This window comes from Orrella marina, assembly GCF_003058465.1.
GTDB classification, from domain to species: domain Bacteria; phylum Pseudomonadota; class Gammaproteobacteria; order Burkholderiales; family Burkholderiaceae_B; genus Algicoccus; species Algicoccus marinus.
On the sequence record NZ_CP028901.1, the window covers coordinates 4,149,643 to 4,175,510 of the forward strand.

The 25,868-nt window shown below is 57.8% G+C and carries 22 protein-coding genes; 9 read left to right on the forward strand and 13 right to left on the reverse strand.

The window, feature by feature from the left end; all coding sequences use genetic code 11:
* Window positions 1-8 precede the first annotated feature (8 nt).
* The gene (locus tag DBV39_RS18875; protein ID WP_108622919.1) at window positions 9-791 is read right to left on the reverse strand and encodes a 3-hydroxybutyrate dehydrogenase; all 783 of its coding nucleotides are present in this window, start codon (window positions 789-791) and stop codon (window positions 9-11) included.
* A gap of 236 nt (window positions 792-1,027) precedes the next feature.
* On the opposite strand from DBV39_RS18875, the gene DBV39_RS18880 reads away from it, so the two are divergent.
* From DBV39_RS18880 to DBV39_RS18895, 4 genes are read left to right on the forward strand one after another with little or no spacing between them, the layout of a single operon-like run.
* Window positions 1,028-1,900: an FAD binding domain-containing protein gene (locus DBV39_RS18880; RefSeq protein ID WP_227870728.1), complete on the forward strand. Its 873-nt coding sequence runs from the start codon at window positions 1,028-1,030 to the stop codon at window positions 1,898-1,900.
* Between the two features lie 4 nt (window positions 1,901-1,904).
* Complete coding sequence (locus DBV39_RS18885; protein WP_108622920.1) at window positions 1,905-2,390, forward strand: (2Fe-2S)-binding protein; 486 nt, start codon at window positions 1,905-1,907, stop codon at window positions 2,388-2,390.
* Window positions 2,383-4,671, forward strand: coding sequence for a xanthine dehydrogenase family protein molybdopterin-binding subunit (locus tag DBV39_RS18890; protein WP_108622921.1), 2,289 nt, complete (start codon window positions 2,383-2,385; stop codon window positions 4,669-4,671). Before DBV39_RS18885 ends, DBV39_RS18890 begins: the two co-directional genes overlap by 8 nt.
* A 29-nt stretch (window positions 4,672-4,700) precedes the next feature.
* A complete protein-coding gene (locus DBV39_RS18895) occupies window positions 4,701-4,925 on the forward strand; it encodes a ubiquitin family protein (RefSeq protein WP_108622922.1) in 225 nt (74 codons plus the stop codon).
* Between the two features lie 175 nt (window positions 4,926-5,100).
* On the opposite strand, the gene DBV39_RS18900 is transcribed toward DBV39_RS18895, so the two are convergent.
* Window positions 5,101-6,939 carry an ABCB family ABC transporter ATP-binding protein/permease gene (locus DBV39_RS18900; protein WP_108622923.1) on the reverse strand — a complete coding sequence of 613 codons (1,839 nt, stop codon included), beginning with the start codon at window positions 6,937-6,939 and terminating at the stop codon, window positions 5,101-5,103.
* Window positions 6,940-7,448: 509 nt separating this feature from the next.
* Window positions 7,449-8,213, reverse strand: a complete 765-nt coding sequence (locus DBV39_RS18915; protein WP_108623389.1) for an SDR family NAD(P)-dependent oxidoreductase — start codon at window positions 8,211-8,213, stop codon at window positions 7,449-7,451.
* A gap of 243 nt (window positions 8,214-8,456) precedes the next feature.
* On the opposite strand from DBV39_RS18915, the gene DBV39_RS18920 reads away from it, so the two are divergent.
* Window positions 8,457-10,286: an SLC13 family permease gene (locus DBV39_RS18920; RefSeq protein WP_108622926.1), complete on the forward strand. Its 1,830-nt coding sequence runs from the start codon at window positions 8,457-8,459 to the stop codon at window positions 10,284-10,286.
* A gap of 77 nt (window positions 10,287-10,363) precedes the next feature.
* Here DBV39_RS18920 and DBV39_RS18925 read toward each other — a convergent pair whose 3' ends face one another.
* Both DBV39_RS18925 and floA (DBV39_RS20495) read right to left on the reverse strand, forming a co-directional pair.
* Window positions 10,364-11,362, reverse strand: a complete 999-nt coding sequence (locus tag DBV39_RS18925) for an NADP-dependent oxidoreductase (RefSeq protein WP_108622927.1) — start codon at window positions 11,360-11,362, stop codon at window positions 10,364-10,366.
* Window positions 11,363-11,533: 171 nt separating this feature from the next.
* Window positions 11,534-13,198: a flotillin-like protein FloA gene (floA, locus tag DBV39_RS20495; protein ID WP_159079040.1), complete on the reverse strand. Its 1,665-nt coding sequence runs from the start codon at window positions 13,196-13,198 to the stop codon at window positions 11,534-11,536.
* A gap of 915 nt (window positions 13,199-14,113) precedes the next feature.
* On the opposite strand from floA (DBV39_RS20495), the gene DBV39_RS18935 reads away from it, so the two are divergent.
* Together DBV39_RS18935 and DBV39_RS18940 are read left to right on the forward strand one after the other, a co-directional pair.
* Window positions 14,114-15,082 (forward strand): hypothetical protein, encoded by a 969-nt coding sequence (locus DBV39_RS18935; RefSeq protein WP_159079041.1) that lies wholly within the window; start codon window positions 14,114-14,116, stop codon window positions 15,080-15,082.
* A 305-nt stretch (window positions 15,083-15,387) separates the two neighbouring features.
* Window positions 15,388-16,206, forward strand: a complete 819-nt coding sequence (locus DBV39_RS18940; RefSeq protein WP_108622930.1) for an enoyl-CoA hydratase-related protein — start codon at window positions 15,388-15,390, stop codon at window positions 16,204-16,206.
* A 139-nt stretch (window positions 16,207-16,345) separates the two neighbouring features.
* On the opposite strand, the gene DBV39_RS19625 is transcribed toward DBV39_RS18940, so the two are convergent.
* The 7 genes from DBV39_RS19625 to DBV39_RS18970 all read right to left on the reverse strand — a co-directional run bounded on the left by DBV39_RS19625 (window position 16,346) and on the right by DBV39_RS18970 (window position 22,983).
* Complete coding sequence (locus DBV39_RS19625) at window positions 16,346-16,546, reverse strand: hypothetical protein (protein WP_159079042.1); 201 nt, start codon at window positions 16,544-16,546, stop codon at window positions 16,346-16,348.
* On the reverse strand, window positions 16,543-17,136 hold the full coding sequence (locus DBV39_RS18945; protein ID WP_108622931.1) for a hypothetical protein: 594 nt from the start codon (window positions 17,134-17,136) through the stop codon (window positions 16,543-16,545). The genes DBV39_RS19625 and DBV39_RS18945 overlap by 4 nt, the downstream gene beginning before the upstream one ends.
* Before the next feature lie 5 nt (window positions 17,137-17,141).
* Window positions 17,142-18,119: a flotillin-like protein FloA gene (floA, locus tag DBV39_RS18950; RefSeq protein ID WP_108622932.1), complete on the reverse strand. Its 978-nt coding sequence runs from the start codon at window positions 18,117-18,119 to the stop codon at window positions 17,142-17,144.
* Window positions 18,119-19,492, reverse strand: a complete 1,374-nt coding sequence (locus DBV39_RS18955) for an NfeD family protein (protein WP_159079043.1) — start codon at window positions 19,490-19,492, stop codon at window positions 18,119-18,121. The genes floA (DBV39_RS18950) and DBV39_RS18955 overlap by 1 nt, the downstream gene beginning before the upstream one ends.
* 154 nt (window positions 19,493-19,646) lie before the next feature.
* The gene (locus DBV39_RS18960) at window positions 19,647-21,305 is read right to left on the reverse strand and encodes a tripartite tricarboxylate transporter permease (RefSeq protein ID WP_108622934.1); all 1,659 of its coding nucleotides are present in this window, start codon (window positions 21,303-21,305) and stop codon (window positions 19,647-19,649) included.
* An 18-nt stretch (window positions 21,306-21,323) separates the two neighbouring features.
* A complete protein-coding gene (locus tag DBV39_RS18965; RefSeq protein ID WP_108622935.1) occupies window positions 21,324-21,800 on the reverse strand; it encodes a tripartite tricarboxylate transporter TctB family protein in 477 nt (158 codons plus the stop codon).
* A gap of 205 nt (window positions 21,801-22,005) precedes the next feature.
* On the reverse strand, window positions 22,006-22,983 hold the full coding sequence (locus DBV39_RS18970) for a tripartite tricarboxylate transporter substrate binding protein (protein WP_108622936.1): 978 nt from the start codon (window positions 22,981-22,983) through the stop codon (window positions 22,006-22,008).
* A gap of 78 nt (window positions 22,984-23,061) precedes the next feature.
* Here DBV39_RS18970 and DBV39_RS19630 point away from each other — a divergent pair, with 78 nt between their 5' ends.
* On the forward strand, window positions 23,062-23,310 hold the full coding sequence (locus DBV39_RS19630; protein ID WP_159079044.1) for a hypothetical protein: 249 nt from the start codon (window positions 23,062-23,064) through the stop codon (window positions 23,308-23,310).
* A gap of 415 nt (window positions 23,311-23,725) precedes the next feature.
* On the forward strand, window positions 23,726-24,553 hold the full coding sequence (locus tag DBV39_RS18980; RefSeq protein ID WP_108623390.1) for an aspartate dehydrogenase: 828 nt from the start codon (window positions 23,726-23,728) through the stop codon (window positions 24,551-24,553).
* A 147-nt stretch (window positions 24,554-24,700) separates the two neighbouring features.
* Here DBV39_RS18980 and DBV39_RS18985 read toward each other — a convergent pair whose 3' ends face one another.
* Complete coding sequence (locus DBV39_RS18985; protein WP_265416019.1) at window positions 24,701-25,816, reverse strand: CaiB/BaiF CoA transferase family protein; 1,116 nt, start codon at window positions 25,814-25,816, stop codon at window positions 24,701-24,703.
* Between the last annotated feature and the right edge of the window lie 52 nt (window positions 25,817-25,868).

A 25,868-nucleotide genomic window follows, 5' to 3' on the forward strand; every position in this document is an offset into this window, starting at 1 on the left:
CATTGTATTTACTGCATGTACCACCCGTGGCTGACGATGAAGGACTGGCCTGTCAGGGCAGCCGTCGGGAACCCAGCGAGAAAGGTTACAACAGAGGCGACGTCATCTGTGGTGGTGAAGATGCCGTCGGCCGTTTGCCCCAGCATGACATTCTTGACCACTTCCTCTTCGCTGATGCCGAGCGACTTGGCTTGTTCCGGAATCTGCTTCTCGACGAGCGGTGTCTTGACAAAACCCGGGCATACGACGTACGAACGCACATTTCTCTCGGCACCTTCCTTGGCCACGACGCGCGCCAGGCCCAGCAGTCCGTGCTTGGCGGTCACGTATGCCGACTTGAGTTTGGATGCTTCGTGAGAGTGAACCGAACCCATGTAGATGATCGAGCCGCCCCGACCGCTTGCGTACATATGCTTGATCGCAGCCTGTGTGGTCAGGAATGCGCCGTCCAGGTGGATGGAGAGCATTTTTTTCCAGTCAGCAAACGGGAACTCTTCAATCGGGTGCACGATCTGTATGCCGGCGTTCGAGACCAGAACGTCGATGCTGCCAAGTTTGGCAACGGCTTCTTCAATCCCTGCATTGACCTGATCTTCGTTGGTCACGTCCATGCTGACACCGATGGCTTTGCCACCCATCGCTTCAATTTCTCTGGCGACAGAGTTGGCACCGTCAAGATTCAGATCGGCGATCACGATCGCCGCTCCTTCCTTGGCCATGTGCAGGGCGCATTCACGACCAATTCCGCTGGCCGCACCAGTCACCATGGCGACTTTGTCTTTGAGACTCATTATGAATACTCCAGTAAATGAAAGGTTAAGAAAGGGTTGCGAGAAGACATCAGATGTTTCATAGTAACAGCGGTCTATTGTGCTTAAATTGTGCAGCAAAATCAAAAAAATCTTGAATTTTCTGTGAGTCTTGTCGGGGATTTGTCACCACAGGGTGAGTCGCTGACATAGAATCAAGAGTCAGCTTTGTCTGGACAAAGCGGCTGTTCAAGAGAGTGAACTCCAAGGGGAAATGAATGACAACGGGTGTGAGGTTTGAGTCGCCGGGTACGGCGCAGGAAGCCGCCAAACTGCTGGCGCAAGCCCAGGGTGGCGCGCGCATACTCGCCGGTGGGACAGACTTGCTGGTTCAGATGCGTTCTGGCAGATTGCAGCCAGAGTTGATTGTCAACGTCAAGGGGATTGACGAGATCATGACTGTCCGGCAGGAGCCCGACGGCTTCAGGGTAGGGGCTGCTGTCCCCTGTATGTCTCTGGTTAACCACGAAGCGTTTTCCAGTGCATTTCCTGGTGTGATCGATGGCGCCAACCTGGTCGGATCAGTCCAGGTGCGTGGCCGTGCCAGCATGGGTGGAAACCTCTGCAACGCGTCGCCGGCCGCTGATAGTGTGCCTGCCATGATTGCGGCGGGTGCGCTGGCGGCTATCGAAGGGCCTGAAGGTCGACGTGAAGTGCCGGTCGAAGAGGTTCCGGCCGGACCGGGCAAGACCTCGCTCAAGCCAGGTGAATTACTGGTATCTTTTTTCTTTCCGAATCTTCCAGCCCGCAGCGGTACCGCTTATTTGCGATTCACACCACGGACAGAGATGGACATCGCCGTCGTGGGTGCAGGGGTCTGTCTGACCCTCGATGAAAAGGGTATCTGCACCGACGCAAAAGTCAGTCTGGGCGCCGTGGCCGAGCGGGTCCTGGTGGTGCCTGAAGCCGCGCAGGCTCTGGTCGGCACACCTGTTGACGAGGCTGCGCTTGACAAGCTCGCAGCAGCTGCCAGTCAGGCCGCCCGGCCCATCGACGACAAACGTGGCACCAAGGTATTTCGGATCAAACTTGCCGGCGTGATCGCACGCCGGGCTGCGCTCAAGGCATTGGCGCGCGCAAAGGAGCAGTAAGAAGATGGCAAAGCATCATGTAACGACCAAGATCAATGGCGAAGCAGTCGAGTTTCTGTGTGACACCAACCAGAGTCTGCTCGATGTGCTGAGAAACGAACTCGACATGACCGGCACCAAGGAAGGTTGTGCGACGGGTGATTGTGGGGCTTGTACAGTCAATCTCGATGGAGCCGTGGTGTGTTCCTGTCTGGTACTGGGCGTGGAAGCACAAGGCAAGTCGATCGAGACAATCGAAGGTATGGCGCAGGGCGACCACCTGCACCCTTTGCAACAAAAGTTTCTGGAGCACGCAGCCCTGCAGTGCGGTATCTGTACGCCGGGCGTGCTGGTTGCCGCCAAGGCCTTGCTGGAGCGCAACCCGGATCCGACCGAAGAGGAGGTTCGCTACTGGCTGGCGGGCAACCTGTGCCGTTGCACCGGTTACAACAAGATTGTCGAGGCTGTGCTGGACGCAGCCCGCGAAATGAGAGGAGCCTCCCATGCTTAAAAAGACCGAAGCACCTCAGAAAGATCTCCATGTCGTCGGGACGCGGCCGGTTCGCCCGGATGGCGTGCCCAAGGTGACGGGCCTGGCCCAGTACGGTGCTGACTACTCCTTGCCAGGCATGCTGTGGGGCAAGATTGTCCGTTCTCCGCATGCACACGCCCGAATTCGTTCGATCGATACGTCCAAAGCGCTCGCATTGCCAGGTGTCAAGGCGGTCATGGTCGGCGAGGACATGCCGGACCATCCGTTCAGTTATCAGGGGCCGGATCGCGTACAGGTCAACTTCTGGCACATGACCCGTAACGTCATGGCGCGGGAGAAAGTCCTGTTTGAAGGACACCCGGTTGCAGCAGTGGCCGCGACCACCCAGGCGATCGCCGAGCAGGCGGCAGGGCTGATTGAAGTCGATTACGAGGTCCTTCCTCACGTGATCGACGTCGACGAGGCGATGGCCGATGACGCGCCCTTGCTTTTTGAGGACATGATTACGCGTGGCGTCGATCCCGCACCAACCAGGCCATCGAACGTCGCACGCCGCACCGAATTCAAGGCGGGTGACCTGGACGCAGGTTTTGCGCAGGCTGATGAAATCGTCGAGATGAATTTCAAGACCGCGCCGGTTCATCAAGGCTACATCGAGCCGCACGCCTGCCTGGTGCGTTACGGATCTGACGGTCAGGTCGAGATCTGGTCCTCAAGCCAGGGGCACTTCATGGTCCGGGCTTACACATCCAAACTGCTTGGCCTGCCGATCAACGATTTGACGGTGCATCCTGCCGAGATTGGTGGCGGATTTGGTGGCAAGACCGTGGTTTACGTGGAACCGGTCGCTGCTGTGCTGTCCAGAAAGTCAGGACATCCGGTGAAGATCGTCATGTCTCGTGAGGACGTCTTCAAGGCAACCGGCCCGACTTCCGGCTCGTCCATGACGGTGCGTATGGGCGTGACACGTGACGGCAGGATCGTCGCTGCCGACGGCGTGTTCAAGCTTCAGGGCGGTGCCTTCCCCGGATCGCCTGTCATCAACGCTGCCATGTGTGCTTTTTCGGTCTATGACCTTGAGAACGCCCGGGCAGTGGGGTATGACGTTGTCAGCAATCGACCCAAGTCGGTTGCTTACCGCGCGCCAGGCTCTCCAATCGCCGCATTTGCGGTTGAATGCGTGGTTGACGAACTGGCACGTCGCATCGGCATGGATCCTCTGGAGTTGCGCCTGAAAAACGCGGTCAAGGCTGGTTCGCCCACGATCTGGGGGCCCAGGCACGGGCATGACGGATTCCGTGAAACGATCGAGGCGCTGATGCAGCACCCCGACTACAAGAAGCCGCTCGGTCCGAATCAGGGTCGTGGCGTCGCCTCCGGTTTCTGGTTCAACGGTGGCGGTGAGTCAGCTGTTACGGTGCACGTTGCAGAGGACGGGTCGGTCTCGATCGCGTCGGGCAGCATGGACGTAGGCGGTTCACGTGCATCGATGGCCATCATGGCGGCCGAAACACTGGGCGTGCCCTACGAGCGTGTGCGCTCGACTGTTACGGATACAGCCTCGATTGGCTATAACCACGTGACCGGCGGATCGCGTGTGACCTACGCCACCGGCATGGCCGTCGTGCAGGCTTGTAACAAGATCGTCGATGACATGCGTGCCCGCGCAGCCATGATATGGGATGTTGACGTCGAGGGCGTGATCTGGGAGGACGGTTGTGCCAAGCCTCTGAATGCAGACGTTGGTGACTTCAAGCCTCTGACACTGGCCGAGATTGCGGCCAAGCGTGCGGTGACTGGTGGTCCGATCGCCGCTGAAGTGGCCATCAATGCGGGTGGTCAGGCACCAGGTTTCTCCACACAGTTCTGTGATGTGGAAGTCGATCCGGAAACGGGTGCAGTCAAGGTGCTTCGCTATGTGGCCGCGCAGGATGTTGGCAAGGCGATTCATCCGAGCTACGTTGAAGGACAGATCCAGGGTGGTGTGGTCCAGGGTATTGGCTGGGCACTCAACGAAGCCTATATCTACAACGATAAAGGGCATCTGGAGAACGCAGGATTCCTCGACTACCGGATTCCGGTGGCTTCTGACCTGCCCATGATCGAGGCGTTGATCGTGGAAGTCCCTAACCCCAACCATCCATTTGGGGTCAAGGGCGTTGGCGAGGTCAATATTGTGCCGGTGATGTCGGCTGTCTCGAATGCGATTCGTTCTGCCACGGGTGTTCGTCTGACCAGTCTGCCGATGTCACCTCCGGTGGTGCTCGAGGCACTGGACTCGGAGTCGGTCAGTGTCTGAGGACACCTTGCCCGTCAAGGTCACCCTCGGTGGGCGATACGCCCCTGGACCGAGGGGGTGAGACGTTCGAGTTCAAGGTTGGCACACTCCGGGGTGTGCTGCGTGAGCTTGATCGTCTTTATCCGGGGCTTGGTCATGTGCTTGAAGAAGATACGGCTGTGGCGATTGACGGGGTCATTCACGACATCATTTACACCCAGCCCTTGCGACCGGGGTGTGAAGTGTTCTTCATCCCAAGGATTGAAAGCGGCTAGATTTGAAGGGCGGGACTCAGGTTCCATCCTGTGGACAGGCGAGCCAGGTCGATCGGACCGTCTCGCCTGTTTTTCTGGGGTGCGGCAATCGCCTGACCATCGGATGCGGGTAGTTTGGAGACCCCGATGATGCCCGGGCGGATTGCGCGTCTGTTTCCGGGAGATGTTCCCGGTATCAGGCTAACGGCTCGGATAAATCGGGTGCGGGTACTTCTCGTTTTTGCATGTCCCACATCGATGCATAGACACCGCCTGCGGCGAGTAACTGTGCGTGAGTTCCCTGTTCAGCGATCCGTCCATGATCCATGACCAGAATCTGATCCGCATGGGTAATGGTGGATAGCCTGTGTGCAATGATGAGCGTGGTCCGGTTGCGTGCCAGTTGCCAGATCTCGCGCTGCAATGCTCTTTCGGTGCGGGTGTCCAGGGCTGAAGTGGCTTCGTCGAAGATCAGCAAGCCGGGTCGCTTGAGCAAGGTTCTTGCAATGGCCAGTCGCTGCTTCTCGCCACCTGAGAGCTTGAGCCCTCGCTCGCCCACCTGGGTCGCAAGGCCTTCCGGGAGTTGTTCAATGAATGCGTCCATCTGGGCTGCCCGGGCCGCCTGCATGATCTCCTCGTCACTGGCGTCTGGTCTTCCATAGCGAATGTTATAAGCGATCGTGTCGTTAAACAGCACCGTGTCTTGCGGAACGATGCCGATGGCCTGACGCAGGCTCGCCTGGGTGACGTCGCGAACATCCTGGCCATCGAGCGTGATCCGGCCGGACTGCACATCATAGAAACGAAATAGCAGGCGCGACAGTGTGCTCTTGCCGGCGCCACTGCGTCCGACAATCGCGGTGGTTGTGCCAGCAGGGATCGTAAAGCTCAGATCATGCAAGATAATCCGGTTGGGTTCATATCCGAATCGCACATGGTCAAAGTGAACTGCCGGACCGACACGGGGATCCAGAATTTGCAGTGTGCGCGCATCCGGTGCGTCCTGGATTTCCCGGTTCTGATCCATGATGGAGAACATCCGGTCGATATCGGCCGTGGATTGCTTGAGCTCCCGGTAGACGACCCCCAGAAAATTCAGTGGCATGTAAAGCTGGATCATCAGTGTGTTGATCAGGACCAGGTCGCCCAGCGACATCTCGCCTGCGGCGACACCGCTGGCTGCCCGCCAGATGATCAGCACCAGGCCGATCGAGATGATCACCTGCTGGCCCAGGTTCAGGGCAGCCAGTGACTTTTGCGACACGATGGCGGCCTTCTGGTAATGCTGCAGGTTCTCGTCGTAGCGACGACTTTCAAATGCCTCATTGCCAAAATATTTGACAGTCTCAAAGTTCAGTAACGAGTCGATTGCCTTCTGATTGGCGCGTGTGTCGAGTTCGTTCATGCGTCGCCGCAAGGCGGTTCTCCACTCGGTCACCACAATGGTGTAGACCATGTAAAGCGTGAGTGCCCCGAGTGTGATGAGCGAGTACCAGATGTCGTAGAAATAGGCGAAGTAGCCCAGCACCAGCAGGAACTCGATCAATGTCGGAAAGATGCTGTACAGGGAGAACGACACCAGGGTCTGAATTGCCCGGGTACCGCGTTCGATGTCGCGACTGACTCCGCCGGTCTGACGGGCCAGATGAAATCGCAAGGAAAGGGTGTGCAGATGCTGAAACACATTGAGGGCAATCTGCCGCACGGCGTGTTGTGTCACTCTGGCAAACAACGCTTCGCGCAGTTCATTGAAGAGCGATGTGGACAAGCGCAGTAACCCGTAACCGAGTATCAGACCAGTGGGCACGGCCAGTGCAGCAGCACCGACGGTGTTGATGTCAAGTGAGTTAATCAGGTTTTTCAGAACGACCGGGACGCCCAGATTCGCAAACTTGCCGGCGACCATGCACAGGAGCGCAATGCCAACCCGCCATTTGTAGGCAAGCAAGTAAGGAAGCAGGTCGCGTATGATCTGCCAGTCGGCGCGATAGGCGCGATGGGTCGTCTGGGGCTGGTGGGGTTGCAATGGACTCATCTGAATCAGGAAAGGAGGGCAAGGATGTTGTGGCTGGTGGATCGCTCACGCGGACGCTGGATAGTACGCACAGGTGGTCGAACTCGCGTCGACCTCTCTGGCGTGACCAGTCTGACGGGATGCGACTCATTGCCCGATCTTCAATCGTCACATACCGGGGGCCAGTCGCAAGCCGTTGCAACCAGCTCTGGCAGTGACGTTTCATGAATGGCGCGATTGATACAGGTGAAGGCATCATCCGGGAGTCGCAGATCAGTGCGAGTCAAACAGCAGAATTTGTAATGATAATCCTTCTCACTAAAAAATGGTTTCACCCTGTTAATCGCACACTGCACAAACTATACTGGGTGATATCTCAAGACCTGCCTTCAGATCCCGTCGCACACGCAATTGCTGCGACGGGATCGGTCTTGCGCAAGCACATCCCCTGATACGTTTTCAGGGGGCGCGTGCACGGCCTGGATGACCGGGCGATACACGCGAGACCGAAACCAGGAACAAGCCGCTTGCTAGCCGCAGCGTACCGACATGCCGCCATCGACCACAATCTCGGTGCCGGTGATGAAACGGGCTTCATCAGATGCCAGGAATACGGCAGCGTTGGCCGTATCGCGACCATCGCCCATGAACGGAAGCGGAATCCTTGCCTGGCGCTGGGCCAGCAGGGCATCGACATCGCCTCCGGATCGCTGGCCTGCCAGTCGGGTCTCGACCATGGGCGTATGCAACTGTCCCGGGATGATGGTGTTTACGCGTATCCCCTGTTTGGCATACTGGATGGCGACTACACGCGAGAGCTGGATCACGCCTGCCTTGGTCGCGGCATACGCAACCTGGGCTGCACCGGTCCAGCGGATACCGGAGGTGGACGCCATGTTGATAATGGCGCCGCTGCCTTGCTCCACCATGATCGGCAGCACATGTTTACAACTCAGAAATACACTTTTGAGGTTGTAGTCAACCTGACTGTCGAATACGTCCTCGCTCATTTCGACCGGGCCACCGGCGGCAGAGCCGCCGACGTTGTTGACCAGAATGTCGATGCGGCCGAAGGTCTGCATGCAGGCATCAACAGCGGCCTTGATACTGTCGGCGCTCATGACATCGCAGTAACCGGTCTCGATGATGCCGCCATCGGCCTGCACACGTTCAATCGTTTCTTTCAGTCGCTCAGCGTCGATATCGGTGCCGTAGACTTTGGCGCCTTCCTGTGCGAACCGAACGGCCATAGCGCGGCCGTTGCCCCAGCCCGTGCCGACGGACCCTGCGCCCATGATGAGCGCGACCTTGTCTTGTAGTCTGTTCAAGTGTCACCTGCAGTTGTTTTGGATTGATCAGTGTGACCGATCTTAGCAACCGGGACCACTGTCTGACACGTGAATCACTGTACTCGCCCTCACCCAGGATTTTTCAGTCCGGTTTGTTTGTCTTGAGGATCATGGTGGTTTGCACCGGACCGCGTGCCAGGCCCGTTTCAGGGGTTACCATTTCGGTTTCCAGCCTGAATTAGACCCGAGATGAACTCCGAACTGATGCTGGTGTTGCTCCTGCTGGGCATCACCATGGTGCTTTTTGTTGTGAATCGTCCAAGAATGGACGCGGTTGCGATCATCATGGTGACCGTGCTGCCGTTGACGGGGGTCATCACACTGGACGATGCGCTGGCAGGTTTCAGCGACCCGAATATCGTTCTGATTGCAGCGCTGTTTGTGGTGGGCGAAGGGTTGGTCAGAACAGGGGTGGCTCAGCGGCTTGGTGATCTGCTCGTTCGCAAGGCGGGACGCTCGGAGAAGCGCCTGATTCCGTTCCTGATGACGATCGTGGCTGGTATCGGTGCGTTCATGAGCTCGACCGGGGTGGTTGCCATCTTCATTCCGGTTGTACTGCGCGTAGCCAGAAACGCCGGGATCGCAGCCAGTCGACTGATGATGCCGCTGAGCGTGGCGGCGTTGATCAGCGGGATGATGACCCTGGTGGCAACCGCGCCCAATCTGGTGATTAACGCCGAGATCGTCCGGCAGGGATATGCCAGCTTCTCGTTTTTTGATTTCACTCCGCTTGGAATACCTGTTCTGATTGTCGCTACGCTATACATGCTGGTAGCCAGGCGCTGGCTGATCGACAAGACCAGTACGGGTACTCAGGGTCTGCACCGCCCTCGACTGGCACAGTGGATCGAGCAGTACGGGTTGTCCAGACGGGAGTACCGGATTCGCCTGCAGGCCGAATCCCCTTGGGCGGGATGTCGCCTCGAAGAACTGTCCTTGCGTGCCAGGCACGCCATCAACGTCATTGCGGTCGAACGCAGACGTGGGCTGGGCAGTGTGATTATTGCGCCCGATGCGAACACGCGTCTGCGGCGTGATGATGTCCTGTTTCTGGATGTGCATAGCTCTGACCCGGATGTTCGCAGGATGTGTGATCAGTTCAGACTGGTGCTGCTGCCGATTTCAAAGAACTACTTCTCTGATCAGACTCAGGCAATCGGCATGGCCGAGATCATGGTCCCGGTGGGGTCCAGGCTCATTGGAAAGACCGTGCTGGACTTGAAGTTTCGAACGATCTATGAGCTGGCTGTTATTGGCCTGAAACGAGGCAGCAAGCCCATGGATGGTGATGTGCTGAACGAGCCTTTGCGATTTGGTGACACCCTGCTGGTATCCGGTCCGTGGCGAGCGATCCGGCGCCTGCAGTCGCAGACAGCGGACCTGATCCTGCTGAACATGCCGGCAGAACTCGAGGACGTAGTGCCTGCCCCCGACAAGGCACCCTTTGCACTGGCCAGCCTGGGCGTGGTCGTGGCACTCATGGTCACCGGGGTCGTGCCGAATGTCCAGGCGGCCCTGATCGGCGCGCTGTTACTGGGACTGTTCGGCTGTATTGACATGCCTTCGGCATATCGCTCGATTCACTGGCAGAGCCTGGTCCTGATTGTCGGGATGCTGCCATTTGCTGTTGCATTGCAGAATACGGGCGGTATCGATCTGGCGGCGCAACTGCTGTTGGGCGTGGTCGGGGAGGCGCACCCGATGGTTGTGCTGGCTGTGCTGTTTGTGGTGACAGCCGTGCTGGGGCTGTTCATCTCGAACACGGCTACGGCCGTTCTGATGGCGCCAGTCACGGTCGCTGTGGCGACCGCACTGGGCATGTCGGTCTATCCTTTTGCCATGACGGTTGCGATTGCCGCTTCAAGCGCTTTCATGACACCGGTTTCTTCGCCAGTGAACACGCTGGTGGTCGTGCCTGGGAGCTATCGGTTTGTGGACTTCGTCAGAGTCGGTGTCCCGCTGACTTTGCTGGTGATGATCACCACCGTGCTGATCGTGCCGTGGGTGTTTCCGTTTTAGTGCCCGATGCTGGCCCGGTGGTGGGGTAGTAGTGGGGTAGTACTGTGTGCTGTCTTCTAGTGTCGATGCAGGATGCTTCAGACAAGCTTGACCAGCTGTTTACCGAAATTGCGGCCTTCAAAAAGTCCCACCAGTGCCTGGGGGGCGTTTGTCAGTCCTTCAACGATTGATTCGCGGTACCGGATCTGACCACTGGCTACCCGGGTGCGTAGCTGTTCACGAATCTCGGGCCACAGCTTCATGTGATCCGATACGATGAAGCCCTGCAGTTTGAGCCGGTTGACCAGAATCGAACGCATGCGCGTGTAGGTATGCAGTGAGCCGTTGATTTCCGAGACCATGCCACAGAGAGCGATCCGGCCAAACGGATTCATGCGCGCAAGCAGCTCCTCGAAGATGGCGCCGCCTACGTTCTCGAACACGCAATCGACTCCTTGAGGCACTGCTCGATCGAGTTGCTCCACAAAATCTGCTGCCCGGTGATCCAGGCAGAGGTCGAAGCCGAGTTCGTCGACCACATAGCGACATTTGTCGGGTCCTCCGGCGATTCCGACAACCCGGCAGCCTTCACCTTTGGCGAGTTGGCCCACGACCGAACCGACTGCACCTGATGCGGCATCCACAACCACCGTTTCGCCGGCTTTGGGCTCACAGATAGTCATCAGTCCGACCCAGGCGGTGATGCCAGGCATGCCAATCACGCCCAGATAAGCGCTCAACGGTACACCGCCATCGGGATCGAGCTTGAGTGCCTGCTTTTCCGGGAGCAGGGCATGGGTCTGCCATCCCGAGGCGCTGAGTACCCAGTCGCCTTCTTTGAACCGCCCGGATGCGCTCGCAATAACCTGCCCGACTGTGCCACCGACCATCAGCTGACCAGGATCGACGCCCTGAGCGTAGGACTTCTCACCGGAGATGCGACCTCGCATGTAGGGGTCAAGTGACAACCAGTGGTTGCGTACCAGAATTTCTGCGGACTCAGGTTGCCCGATAGGGGTTTCAATCATGCGGAAACAGTCTGCAGTGACTGCTCCCTGGGGACGGTGATCAAGAAGGATCTGCTGGTTGGTTGTCATGTGTTGTGTGTCTCCGGTGTTGTCAGGGTATTCTGACTGGATTCTACTGACAGGGATGACAGGGGGGAACACCAGGCAAGTCGCCAGGACGAGTGCAAGCTGACTGACATTGCTTGCCGGGCGATGTTCCGCATGCGGGTGTCACGCGTGTCAGTCAGCTGTGCCGGGGTGTCAGATCATGCCAGCCCTGAAAGCGTCGGCCATGGCTTTGGGAACCTGCGCCTCGGATTCGACGACTCGTGCACGCATCTCCTGCTCGAGCGCAACTGCCATGGCGCGCCGTTCCTCGGCCTTGGCCTGAGCGATTTGCTTGTCAGCGTTGGCTTGTTCAATCTGCAGCGCGGCGCCAATGTTTTTGCCGACATCGATATCGGCGATATCGATGGACAGGATCTCGTAAGCAGTCCCTGAGTCCAGTCCATTACTCAGAATCCGCTTGGAGATGCTGTCAGGCTTTTCCAGAACATCTTTGTGATTGACGGCAGAACCGATCGCACTGACCATTCCTTCACCGACCCGTGCGAGCACCGTGTCTTCACCGGCGCCACCGACCAGACGATCCAGGTTGGTGCGCACGGTCACGCGTGCGATGGCGATGAGCTGGATGCCGTCCTGTGCAACTGCGGCGTTGCGCGGCGTCTGGATGACTTTGGGCAGGACCGACATCTGCACCGCGTCAAGTACGTCTCGACCTGCCAGATCAATGGCTGCGGCGCGTTTGAACGTCAGTTCGATGTTGGCCTTGTCGGCGGAGATGATGGCGTTGACCACATTCACGACGTTGCCACCGGCCAGAAAGTGGCTTTCCAGTTCGTCCAGAGGAATTTGCAGTCCGGCTTTTACCGCACTGATGCGTGCTTTGATGATGCTGTGCGGAGGCACTCGTCGCAGCCGCATGGCAACCAGCGTCAGCAATCCGACATAGGCCCCCGAGGCCCAGGCCGTTATCCACAGACGTAAAGGGACCAGGTAAGCAATGATGGCCACCAGAACGACGACGATCAGGAAGATCCCAAGCACACCGGTGCTGGCAACAAGTTCGGTCAGTTCCATCAATTCTCCAGAGAAATCGTCAATCATCGTCAAATCAGCAGAACCTGACGAGACAGGCTGTTTTGTCATGGTAACCGACAACATCTGCTCCAGGGTGTCCGGGGCCTGCGGATCACCCATGATGGCAGCCTGCTTGACCCATTGCTGGCCCTGGATACGGTCACGTTCGACGCCTTCTCCATTGAAGTAGAGAACTCCAAGCATTCGCATGGCGGGTGTGTAACCGGACTGGGCACCCAGTGCCATCCAGTAAGCCGCGACGGCAAAGTCACGCTCGACACCTTTGCCATCGTAGAAAACCATACCCATCTCGTAGGCGGCCGCGGGGACACCAGTCCTGGCGGCCTGCAGAAAATAGTCCACCGCCTTGACGCCACTCTGGGGAACCACATCATGCCCTTTGGCGTAGAGTTGCCCCAGTGCGAAAGCACCCATCGGATAGTTAAGCTTCTGTGCGCGCTGAAACGCCCCGGCCGCTGCTGCTGTTTCATCGGCAGCCAGGAGTCCTCGACCATACTGGTACCAGAGCTTTCCGTCATGCGGTGCCTCATCGAGCGCGGCCTCGCAAGTCATCATGACGGCACCGGCATCAAGCGCACGATCTGGTACGCCCTGACCCGTGCGCCACGGGTCCAGTTCCGACTCGGCCAGACGGTTGCATTGCCCCAGCGTGTCCTGCGCCCACGCGGTGCTGGCAGAAGGTCCACTGATTCCAGTGAAAAATACCATGACTAAAGCCAGAACAAAGGGCAGCAGCAGCCGGACTGCGAGCAGACGAGCCACGGTGTAGCCTCGTGAGTGTCTTGCCCGAGTATGCCTGGTCGGGGACGCTGCCCAGCCTGGTTTGCAGGTGTGTTGTTTCATGGTCGCCATGACAGTGTGTAAGAACCTCAGGAAAGGGTCTACGGATGTACAAATGAACTTTAGCCGGGATGCCAGTCTTGTCAGCCGACCTTCCAGGTCCACGCTTGTTTCCATGGTAGCCAGGGCTTTGTGGTTTCCCTGTTTTTCCTGAACTCTGTGTGTAACCTGTTGTGAGGCTTTCTGTCTCAAATCTTGGATATCCTGCTCAGGCATTCTGGATGGCCAGGGCGATCTGGTCGATTTCTCTTAATTCGGAGAGGCACTTGCACCAAACTGAGCGGCAGTCTATGGTGCAGTTGTTGTGGGTGCACCCGAGTTCGGCGTGCGCCGTGCAAAGGCGGTGCTTTTCTGGTGGGCACGAATTCCACCCGGCAACTATTGCTCTGGCCGGTAGCAATCGGAGCAGTCATGGAGGTAACGAAATGGCTGAAGCCTTCGGTGCACAGGGACATTAAGTGTCCTGGCGAGCATGCAGGCACCTTTGCATGCCTGTGCTCCAGTTCGTGCCTTTCAGTCATTACAACCCTTTCAAGATTCGAGATCATGCGCGATATGGTATCGGCCCTCATCTGGCGCCAAACATCACATCAGAATCCGGTGCAAAGTGGGGTGCAGAGTACTGTGTGCGTCCTGAGCAACTCGTCTTCTGCGGCTTGCAAACATCCGCCCCGACGACAGCGCTGGTCTGGTTTACGGATGTTCTTTCCGCGGTTCAAAAGTGTTGTCGAACATTTCCCAAAGCGACCAGGGCCGGTACAGCGTGGCGCCATGGCGAACCAGTCAGCGTCTGCCAGGACAAGGCGCAACAAGGGGCGAGGACTCTGGATATTGGTGATGACCGTGTTTTCGGGGCTCACTTTACCGGTCAATGCTGCGTCGGCCGAGTCGCTGCTCGCAGTCGATGTGAGCAACCTGAGTGAGCCGGTCCTGTGCGCGGAGAAGGACAATGTCGCATTGATGCTCTCGGATGCAGGTCAGGAACAGTCCGTCAGGTCGTTCGCGATACAAGCAGTGCATCCCGCGTATATCGGCATGATTGCGGTTGATAGTGATGCTCCTGACTTCACCAGTTGTGACATGAGTCAGGATCCGGTGTTTGCATCCGGCGGTCCGGCTCAGCACACGATCTATGAGTCGCCGGATCTCTGGATCACTGGGTTCACCTTCGAATCGTTCTGGCGCCCCGCCTCCGTGCCAGTGCATGTCCAGTCAGACGACGGATCAGGCAAGGTGAACACATTTGAGGGCCTGCACATGCTGCAGGTCTGGGTCCGTGATGGTGTGAGGCCAGAGGAGGTGCTGGTCCTGTATCCGCCTGACGGCTACTGGCGTGCCAGACCGTTGTCATATGCGCAGATGCGATGGACGGCCTACGGCTCCTCATTTCTGGTTGGGCCTGTTCAGGACAAGGGTAGACCTGTGGCTGTGCTTGAGTCGGTGACGTTTGATCCGAAGACGCGAACTTTTGCGATGGCATTCGCCGCGGGAGGTGCGGGATCGCTCAGCATGGCCCAGCTTGATCGACAACATTTCAGGATGGATGTTGAACTCCAGGGGGTTGACACGTCCGTACCGTTTGCGGCCCTGCGCTCCATGTATGTCACCAGGACCAACGCAGACGTGTCAGAGATCGCCTGGCGTGCCCCGCATTCTGCTGGCTGGCAGGAGTCGCCTGTGATGGCATTTCAGGGAGGCCGTGCGGTCGAGCTCTGGGCGGGCAGAAGCGTGCCATCGCGGCATAACCTGAGCGCGCCGGACATGATCTTCGGGCCGTTTCACGGTGACGGCCGATTTACCCGATAAGGGCGGGTTGCAGATTCGACCATCTGACCCACCAGTGTGTCGGGATGGATAACTGATCTGCTAGCGCGGACAGTCATCTTCTTCGATACACTAGGCCAACTTTCTGGTTGCGTGCAGAAGGTTGGCACGCGTCAGGCGTGTGCATTGTGGATGGTGCGAATGTTGCCCGAAGCAGATGGGTCAATGGGTCAATGGTGCAATCGAGCAACACGAGATGTCCTGAACACCCAGCCACGCGAATTTCGGCGCGATTGAATAACGCAAATCAGCAACGTATATAACAACGATTAGACGGGAGCATTTTTATGGAAACGAAGTCAGGCGCAGTGGGTAACGGTACTGTCTTGTGGGAATTTGATCATCGCGGTGTTTCGACGGTCACACTCAACCGGCCAGAGGTGAATAACGCTTACAACGGCGACATGATCGGTGGACTGCATGAGGCCATGGATCTGCTTGGCGGGATGGAAGGGCTGCGCGTGGTGGTTTTGTGCGGCAATGGTAAACATTTTCAGGCAGGCGCTGACCTGGCCTGGATCAACGCACAGGGCAAGCTCGGACCGCAGGCAAACGTCGACGCTTCACGAGCAACAGGCGAAGCCGTGCGCAGGCTCAACGAGCTGCCAGTCCCCACCGTTGCAATGGTGCAGGGTGGCTGCTTTGGTGGTGGCACGGGTGTGATTGCGGCATGCGATGTGGTCGTTGCTGCAGATGATGCGTTCTTTGCGATCACTGAGGCACGCTGGGGCCTGATGGCCAGCATCATTTTTCCGCAACTGGTCCAGGCAATCGGTCTGCGCAATGTACGTCGCTATGCACTGACCTGCGAACGATTTGGGGCAGACGTCGCCCAGCGCGTAGGGTTTGTGCACGAGATCTGTCCGCTTGACCAGCTTGAGGCGACAGCAGAGAAAATCGTGGACGCGCTGGTGATGAATGCGCCGAACGCAGTGTCGACCACCAAACAGTTGACGATGAAAGTGGCCGAGGCTTTCCTGTCGGACGAAGACTTTGATTTTCTGGTGCAAAAGCACGCCGATACGCGTCGTTCAGATGAAGCGGCAGAGGGCACCATGTCGTTCCTGGAAAAGCGCAAGCCCAAGTGGTACAAACCCAAGAACTGAGCGGTCACAGAACGGCGTCAGTTAACGGCGCAAGTTGACGGCGCAATCCTGCCATGACAAAAGCCCCTTGAAGGGGCTTTTGTCATGGCAGGGACTGATCATGAAGTCACTCATCTGGTCCTGTTTCTGGCCATCTCGATCAGGTTGCGGGAGGAGGTTGACGTGAATCCGGGCGAGGTTCGGGTGGCTGCGTTGATGAGTATTTGGAAGGCTCGCTTGAGCGGTCCGGCAATCCGGTGGCAAGTGGCTGGTCCTGGTAAGCGTCCAGTGCACGGCATGGGCCGAGAATCGTCATCGCAACAATGGCCTGACGCAGTCCGGCTTGTGTGGCGAGATTCACGCCCAGGCCCGCCTGTCGCTGGGGGGGGGCAGAGGCTGCGTTGTGGACGAAATGACCCGACTGGTCTGCGCGACCGGTTCAGGTGCCGTGAACGGGTGTGGCACCGGGGGCGGAGTCTGAGGCAGATCTGACTGAAAAATGTCCCGGGACTGTTCGGGCCGTGCCAGGCTGTCGTCAGACGTGTAGCGATCCCGATCACTTTGCGAGAAACTGTCCGTATCCTCGTGGTTTCTTCCCCAGGCGGTGTCTTCCAGTGACGGGTTGCTGGAAGTGCCGGTCTTTTGCCAGATGGATTCTTCTCGTGCGCTGCTGACGTCCCGATCGTTTCGGTCCTCTGCATTCAGACTGCCCTGTGCGCTGGCAAGATCGGGTGGCCCCGTCTCTTTTGGAGGCAAAGGGGGTAGCTTTGCCATATTCTTGGCAGCCGCCTGAACGCGCCAGAAGATAATGCCCAGTCCGATAAGAAACAGGACAATTCCGGACGGAGCCCCGAAAACATACGCCAGAAATGCCGCAAAAAACAGGCTGTATGGAGAGGGCTGTCCTTTGGATTTCTTCTTTTTCGGGGGGGTCTCAGCAGACTGCGTCATCGCCTTCAGACCCTCGGGGTGCTTGTGTCATTCGGATTGCCGGCAATGTTGTCACGCATGTCTGTATCTGCCTGGAGATTGCGCATACGGTAGTAGTCCATGATGCCGAGCTTTCCGCTGCGGAAGGCCTCGGCCATGGCCAGTGGCACCTCGGATTCGGCTTCGACCACCTTGGCTCGCATTTCCTGTTCCTTGGCGACCGCCATGGCGCGTCGCTCTTCGGCCTTGGCCTGCGCAATCTGCTTGTCGGCGTTCGCTTGATCGATCTGGAGTTTGGCGCCAATGTTTTCGCCCACATCCACGTCGGCAATATCGATCGAGAGAATCTCGTAGGCGGTGCCTGCGTCCAGGCCCTTGGCCAGAATGTGTTTTGAAATGTGGTCCGGGTTCTCGAGTACGGTCTTGTGGCTGTCGGCCGAACCGATGGTGCTGACCATCCCTTCACCAACCCGGGCCATGATGGTCTCCGCCCCGGCGCCACCAACCAGGCGGTCGATGTTGGTACGTACAGTGACCCGCGCAACCCCGACCAGCTGGATGCCATCGCGTGCAACCGCGGCAACTCTCGGGGTTTCGATTACCTTGGGAAGAACAGACATCTGGACTGCTTCGAGTACATCCCGGCCGGCCAGATCGATAGCTGCAGCACGTTTGAAGGTCAGCGGAATGTTGGCCTTGTCGGCCGAGATCATGGCGTTAACGACCCTGACAACATCGCCTCCGGCCAGAAAGTGGGCTTCGAGATCATCCAGCGGGATCTGGAGTCCGGCCTTCACGGCACTGATGCGGGCCGTGATGATGACTGAAGGTGGCACTCGCCGCAGCCGCATGGCCACCAGCGTGAACAGTCCGACATAGGCGCCCGATGCCCAGGCTGCAATCCACAGCGGGATAGGTACGAGGTACAGCACGATGGCCAGCAGGACCACCACGGGTACCAGCAAGCCAAAGGCTCCAAACAGACCAAATACCGATTCGAGCATCAAGCTTCTCCTGTGGGTGATTGCACTACTGTAATTCGTCTGACAACCACACGGTTGCCGTCAACATGATCGACACGGACCGCGCTGCCAGCCTCAATGTACTCACCATCCGATACAACATCAATACGTTGTCCCTGAATGCTGGCGATACCGGCCGGACGCAGTGTCGTGGTGGTGATGCCGGTCTGCCCGACCAGCTCGTGTTCCCGGACCGGCTCAGAGGTGAACCCGCTACCTGCCTCCAGCTCGGTTTGTAGAATCAGGTGACGCCCAAAACGGGTGCGAGGCAGAAGTCTGATCAGTAGCAGGCTCGCCAGAATGGCAACGACCATCGAAATACCCAGGCGGGTGGCCGCGCTGAGCAGCGCTTCGAAAGAAGCCCCGTCGCCGACGGTGCTGAGCATGATGGCCGCAAGAAATGCGAGTATTCCGAGTATGCCGGCGATCCCGAATCCCGGGAGCACAAAAGCCTCGACCAGTAAAAGCAGGATACCGGCCGCCGCTAGCAGCAGCTCTTCCCAGCCCGCCAGACTGACCAGCCAGTGACCCCACATGAAGAGTCCTAGTGCGCTCAGTCCGAGGGCGCCCGGAACGCCAAATCCGGGTGTGCGAATCTCAACGATGATGCCCAGCATGGCCACGGTCACCAGCAGTGAGCTGACAACGGGGTCTGTCAGAAACCGGACTACCTCCTCGGCCCAGTTGGTCTGGGTCTGAACAATGTCTGCATTGCGGATACCCAGTTCATCGAGTGCCTCGGTGAGTGTTGAGGCCTGCGCATCAGCCAGACCGACCTCGAGTGCTTCGCGGGTGGTGAGCGTGAGCAGCTTGCCTTTCTCGATCAGACCCGGTATCTCGACATCGGAGTCGACCATCGCCTGTGCGATCAGTGGATCTCTGTCTCGGGCTTCGGCAGTGGCACCAAACTCCTTGCGTACGTAGGAGACCGTCTTCTCGGACACGGGCTGGGTTTGCGTTCCGCTACTTTGAACCGGGGTGGCGGCGCCAATCGTGGCGCCAGGTGTCATGACAATGGCGTTGGTGGCCAGACTGATCAGGGCGCCAGCCGAGATCGCCCGGCTGTCGATGAAGGCAATCGAATTGACCGGACTTTTAATCAGAGCGTCACGAATCTGCACCGCGGCGTCTACCCGGCCTCCAAACGTATTGATCTGGAGTACCACGGCCGTGGCCTGATTGTTCTGAGCTTCGCTCAGGACCCTTTCGATGTACGGAGCGAGTCCCAGATCAATGGTGCCATCAACTTGCGCAACATAAACCAGCGGTTGACGTGCGCTTGACCAGGCCGATAAATGACCTGCTGCCAGTACAAGCAGCAGCAGGATCGGAATCAGCAGGCGGATTCGGGACAAGACAGGGCTCATTTGTCCAGTGTACGTTAATTAACCAGGTTCTTCTGTGCAAGGATGTTCGCCTTGAGGGTAATCCGTCGTCAATAGGGCCATGCAGGCCAGGCAGCTGGTGCCTGACCTGCATGGCCCTATTGATCCGCCGCCGATACTGTGACTATGAGGTTGCGTCTTTTACAGGTGAGCGCATGCGCTTGATCGCAATCAGCAATGCCAGTAGCAGCAAGGCTGCACCAAGCACCGAGCGGACCCATCCTTCCATGAGGAACATCGGGATGCCGGCACAGGCAAAGAAGGCGGCGCCATAATACTTTGCCCATCCGTGGCCGAGCCTGCTTGCACGCTGAAAGAGCGGGAAGAAAGCGGAGAACAGTGCTAACACGATAAAGAACATCGCCCACGGCCGCACAAAGAACAGGCTGATGTCATCACTCGTGGACAAGGCGCGTGAAAGGTTCAGTTCGGCTAGTGGACCGAGCACGACACCAAGCACCATGGGTGTGAGCGGAAACCCGTTCTTGACCATGATAAAGCCCAGGACGCCGAAACCCAGCAAGGTCCAGATATCAAACGTGGTGTTGTTAAGCGTGAAGACCCCGATCGCGCAGTAAACCAGAATGATGACACCGAGAATGTAAAGCGGCACCCGTGTCACCAGCAAAAAGACGCGCAGTGCACCCGAGGTCATGGCAAGCGTCATGAAGTTTGCCAGGAAGTACGCCACCATGATGCCGTAGGCCAGTACCGCCTGGGTACTGATGAAAGTCGGGCTTGGTGCAATGTTGTGAATCGTCAGGGCCCCGAGCATGACCGCGGTGACGGCATCGCCTGGAATCCCCAGTGCCATCATCATGATGAGCGCGCCACCCGCGGTGGCGTTGTTGGATGTCTCCGACGCGATGACACCTTCCGGAATGCCTTGGCCGAATTTCTCCGGGTGTCTGGACGCCTTCTTGCTCTGGTCGTAGGCCAGGATGTTCGAGATCGAACTGCCAGCAGCGGGAAGTAATCCGATAAACAGACCTATCAACGAGGAACGCAGACCAACTACCCAGTGCATGAAGTTAAGTCGGATGGCCTCTCGATGCTCCAGTTTTACCGCCTTGTGGCGACCGGAAATCATGGGCTTGCGCGCACTGTCGCTGTCGCTCAGATCACTCAGAAGCTGGCTGAACGCGAACAGACCGATCAAAACCGGCAGGAACGCAAATCCGGCACCGAGCGAGCCGAAACCAAAGGTAAAGCGCGCCGCGCCGTTGATGTGGTCCTCGCCCACCGATGCAATCAACAGGCCGACTGCGCCCGCAATCAGGCCCTTGATCATGGCACCTTCAGACAGGCTGGCTGCGATTGTCAGGGCGAAGCAGACCAGCATGAAGTAATCCCAGGGGCCAAACTCCAGTCCGATTGCCGCGAGCGTGGGTGCCAGAAACACGAGGATGACCGCTGAAATCATTCCCCCGAAAAAAGAAGCCCATAGTCCCAGGCCCAGAGCCAGTCCGGGTCGCCCATTGCGGGCCATCGGAAAACCGTCAAAGGTGGTGGAAATGGCTGACGGTGTGCCAGGGATGCCGATCAGGATCGAGGCGAACATGCCCCCGGTCAAGCCGCCGACATAAACACCCAGCATGGTCGAGAGTCCTTCGATCGGGTTCATGCCGAAGGTGAAAGGCAGTGCCAGCACCACTGCCATAGTGATGGTGAAGCCGGGAATGGAGCCTGCGATAAGTCCTGCGGCCACGCCCAGGGCCATCAGAAGCAGATTGTTCAGCGCGAAGACTTCTATAAATGCACTTGCGAGATTGCTCAGAATCATGATCCAGATGCCTCGTGTTCAGCCAAAGAACTCGCCTCTTGGAAGCACGACTCCAAGTGCAAAGGTGAAGATTGCCCACATGCCGCCCACAGAGACGACCGAAATGACCGCATGCATGGCGAGTCGTCGAGGCGACGCTCCTCCTATTAGTGTCTGGGTGACGAACACGAACAGAATGCCAGCGGCCAGCATGCCCAGGTAGGGCAGGGTGAACAGGAATACCGCGAACATCACGAAGCAGATGATCGGGTTGCGATAGGCTCTGAGCCAGGCGGCCAGACTGAATGGCCCGCTCTCAGGAGGCGGATTGGCCAGCGACTGGAGCAAGTAGATGATGCTCAGGACAAAGAGCAGGATCAGTACGAATCTTGGCCAGACTTCCGATCCCATCTCGGAAAACGGAACTTCACGGATGTAGAAGGTCTGCCAGAAAAAAATGCCGCATAGCAGCAGCAGTAAAACAGCGATGACTGAGTCTCGATGAAGGCGCTTCATGGTGCGGTTTGGCCTGCTCTGTTTTAAAACGGTTGTGACCGTCGGGTTGGTGCTCTTGGGGAGAGGGTTGGCAGCCACTAAGGCTGCAGTCCTGGATCGTCAGACTGGTCAGGACTGCGCCGGGCAAGGCCCGGGCCGTTCACACAAAGACTGGGGAGAGACTGACACAAAAACCTGTCAGCCGGTCCCCCCTTGTGTTGCTCACTCACTGCTTTTTGAACATACCGATCTTGATGGCAAGACGCTCATGCTCTTTGTAGCCCTCTTCGAGGAAGGCCTTGTAGCCGGCTGCGTCCTTGTAAAGCACCATGGAGCCAACGGTCTCGATGGATTTGACCAGAGCAGGATCCTTGGCAGCTTTGGCAAATGCATCTTCCCAGAACTTGATATATTCTGCCGGTGTGCCTTTCGGAAGCGCCACACCACGGGCCAGACCGTATTCGATGTTATAGCCCTCTTCCTTGAGGGTTGGGATCTCGGGGACAATCGGATCACGTTCCGGCATGGCAATACCCAGACCGATCAGTGAACCCTCGGCAATATACTGCTTGGCAGACAGCACGTTGCTCTCGCCCATCATCACATTGCCCGCGAGCAGCGCCGTATTCCGTTCGCGAGTTCCGTCATAGGAAACATAACGCAACTGGATGTCTGCTGCGTCTTCAATGAGCAGGAAGATGAAGTGGCTGGTCGAGCCGAGCGTCACACCGACCGTGACCGAGCGTGGGTCCTTCTTTGACATTTCGATCATCGACTTCAGGTCTTTGAAAGGCGCCTTGCTTGATGATGCGATGATGGAAGGGGTGTAGCTGACCAGAGAGACTGGTTCAAAAGCGTCGTGCGTAAAGTCGGCGCGCCCCGTCAGATAACTGGTGATCACGCTTTCATGCAGGGCAATCATCATGCAGCCGTCAGGCTTGGCATCCTTGACCTGTGTCGCACCACGGATACCGCCCTGGCCTCCAACGTTGACGACCTGCAACTGTGGCTTGATTCCACTTTTGTTGATGGTGTCGACGTACTGGCGAAACACGATGTCCGTGTCGCCGCCTGCGCCCCAGGGCACGATGAGCTGTGCGGTCGAGCAAGAGGGGGCGGCCGCCTGGGCCGAAATAGGTGCAGCCAGAAGAGTCAGGCTCGCAGCGGTTGCTGCGGCGGCTGCTTTGAGTCGGGCTTTGAACATGTATGGCTCCTTGTTTGTGATGAATACTGCAATCAGTCAGAGATCCATCTATCTGCGAGGCAAGCAGGCAGGAAACAGATGGGGATAAGACGAGTACAAGACGGGTACAAACGGTCATCATCTGTTCGGGCGCTTTTTACGGATGGCCGCTCAAGCTTTCCCTGTGCACCAGACTGGACCATCATCACGCCGTTCATGGTTCTGTGCAAGACCGGATTGCTTCGGCCGGCTGTGTTTCTGGATGCGTCCGGCAAGGTGACTGGCCAGGGTGGTCTGACTGCAAGCAAAACGCATGCCATCAGTAACTGTGATATCTCTGTTCTTTGAGCTCAGCATCTGATCAGCGTATGTTGCAGTGCGTACCGGATTGATTGTCGATGACGGAACGTCCATGATCAAGGGACTTGATGTGGGGCATTCCCTAGGGTTGTGTGGATTCTGGCCGACGTTGCATAATTTATTTTAGTTTTGATGGCGGTGAAAGCACTGGCGCATGCCGAAGGGTAGTCCATGCACCTGTCTGGTGCGTTCTGTATGTGCGTGTGCGTGCTGTTCATTGAGCATTTGTCCACCATTCGCTCAACATGACAGTCTGGCTTGCTTTTGAGCCAATGCTCGGTAATCCCGGTGTCAGTCAGAAAACTGGATCTAACTGGTGTTGTGGTGTTCGATCAACGTAAGATATGGAATGAGAGTGCAGGCATGAGAGTGCATCAGATCAGAACATCAGTGAGGAATGAGCATGCAGCAGCAAAGTCAAACAGAAGTCACCCGGGTTGCCATCGCGGGTCTGGGAGCCATCGGGCAATCACTCGCTCGTACCATTGCGGCGGGCGAGGTGCCGGGCATGATCCTGACAGCCGTCAGTGCACGTAATCACGACAAGGCGCGCGAGTTTGTATCGACACTCAAGACCCAGGTTCCTGTACTCACAATTGAAGAGCTTGAACCCGTCTGCGACATGGTGATCGAGTGTGCCCCGGCTGCCTTGCTGTCTGACATCGTTTCGCCGTTTCTGAATGCTGGCAAGTCGGCGATTGTCCTGTCCGTTGGAGCCTTGCTCTTTAATGATCACTTGCGAGAGCTGGCCAACAGGTCGGGTGGGTCCATCTACGTGCCAACGGGCGCGCTGATTGGCCTGGATGCCGTCATCGCTGCTGCACAAGGCGACATTCATTCGGTGCGCATGATCACCCGCAAGCCGCCTCAGGGGCTTGCAGGCGCCCCGCATCTGGAGGCGAACCAGATCACTCTGGATGGGCTTACTGAGCCGTTAAAGGTGTTTGAGGGCAATGCCCGTGACGCCGCCAAGGGCTTTCCGGCCAACCTCAATGTGGTGGTTGCGCTGGCGCTTGCCGGTGTAGGCCCGGAAAAAACCCTGCTCGAGATCTGGGCTGATCCGACCGTCACACGCAACACGCACTCCATCAATGTTGATTCCGATTCAGCCCGGTTCACCATGACAATCGAGAACATTCCGTCGGAGAATCCCAAGACTGGACGGATCGTGGCCCAAAGCGTGATCGCGATGCTCAAGAAAATGAAGGCAGGTCTTAAAGTCGGTACCTGAGGGTTTGGCTGGCTGCTGGCGCGTGAAGTCGCTCAGATCACAGGATACAGGCCTCTCAGGACACGGGATTCCTGTGAGATGTGGTCCGGTGTACTGTCGTCAGTGTGATTTCAGCACGGTATCACTGTGGTATCGCTGCGATGTCAGTCACTCCGAGGGTCTGTCCCGCAGCTCGTCAAGTACTTCCTGGGTGTGTTCACCGAGCCTGGGTGCCGGGCGTCTGAACCGGCCCGGGGTCTGGTCAAGCCGTGGCGAAATGTTGTGCATCGCAACGCGACCCAGTGCGTCATCGGGCAGCGTGACGATGACCTCCCTGCCCGTGCTATACGGGTGATCGAGCAGATCGGCGACCGTGAGCACCGGGCCGACTGTTACCTGGGCAGCCTCGAATATCGCGAGGTTCTCATCCTGTGTGCGCTGACCGATAAAGCTGCCGATAATCCCGTCTAGTTCAGCCCGGTTCTGCACCCGCGCATCGTTGTCGGCAAACTTCGGGTCCGTTTTGAGTTCTGGACGGCCGATGGTGTCAAAAATGCGCATCGCCATCACCTGCATCGATCCCGACATCGAGACAAATTTTCCGTCACTGCAACGATAGAGATTGCGTGGCGCAGTGTGTGAAGACTCATTGCCAGTGCGGCTCGTGAGTTCACCGGTTGCCATGTATTTGGTGGCCTGGGAGGCGATGGTCGAAAAAATGGGCTCGAACAGGGACAGGTCGACCACCTGACCGCGACCCGTGCGCTCGGCCACTCGCAGTGCAGTGAGCGTGCCGGCAGCACCCTGCATGCCGGCAATCATGTCGGCGAGCGCCAGAGGAGGCAGCGCAGGCGGCTTGTCGGGGAATCCGTTCAGTTCCGCGAATCCCGACATGCCCTCGACCAGTGTCCCAAAACCCGGGTGCTGGCTCATGGGGCCAGTCTGCCCCCAGCCGGATATCCGCACAATCACGAGTGCCGGATTGATGGCGTGCAGGACATCGGGACCCAGTCCCATTTTTTCCAGGGCGCCGGGCACGAAGTTCTCCACCAGGATCTGGGTGTGCTTCACCAGGTCCTTGAGTGCCTGCAGGTCCTCACCGGCTTTCAGGTCCAGGGCGACGGAACGCTTGTTACGCCCGTAGACCTTCCAGTAAATATCGTGTCCGGCTTCGCGCCAGTTGCGCAAATCGTCGCCGTGGCCCGGCCTCTCGACCTTGATGACGTCCGCCCCGAAGTCTGCCAGGCAGGCCGACAGCATGTTGCCGGCAACCAGTCTGGACAAGTCTAATACTCTGATATCTGCCAGAGGACCCTCGAGCGTGGGGTCGTAAATC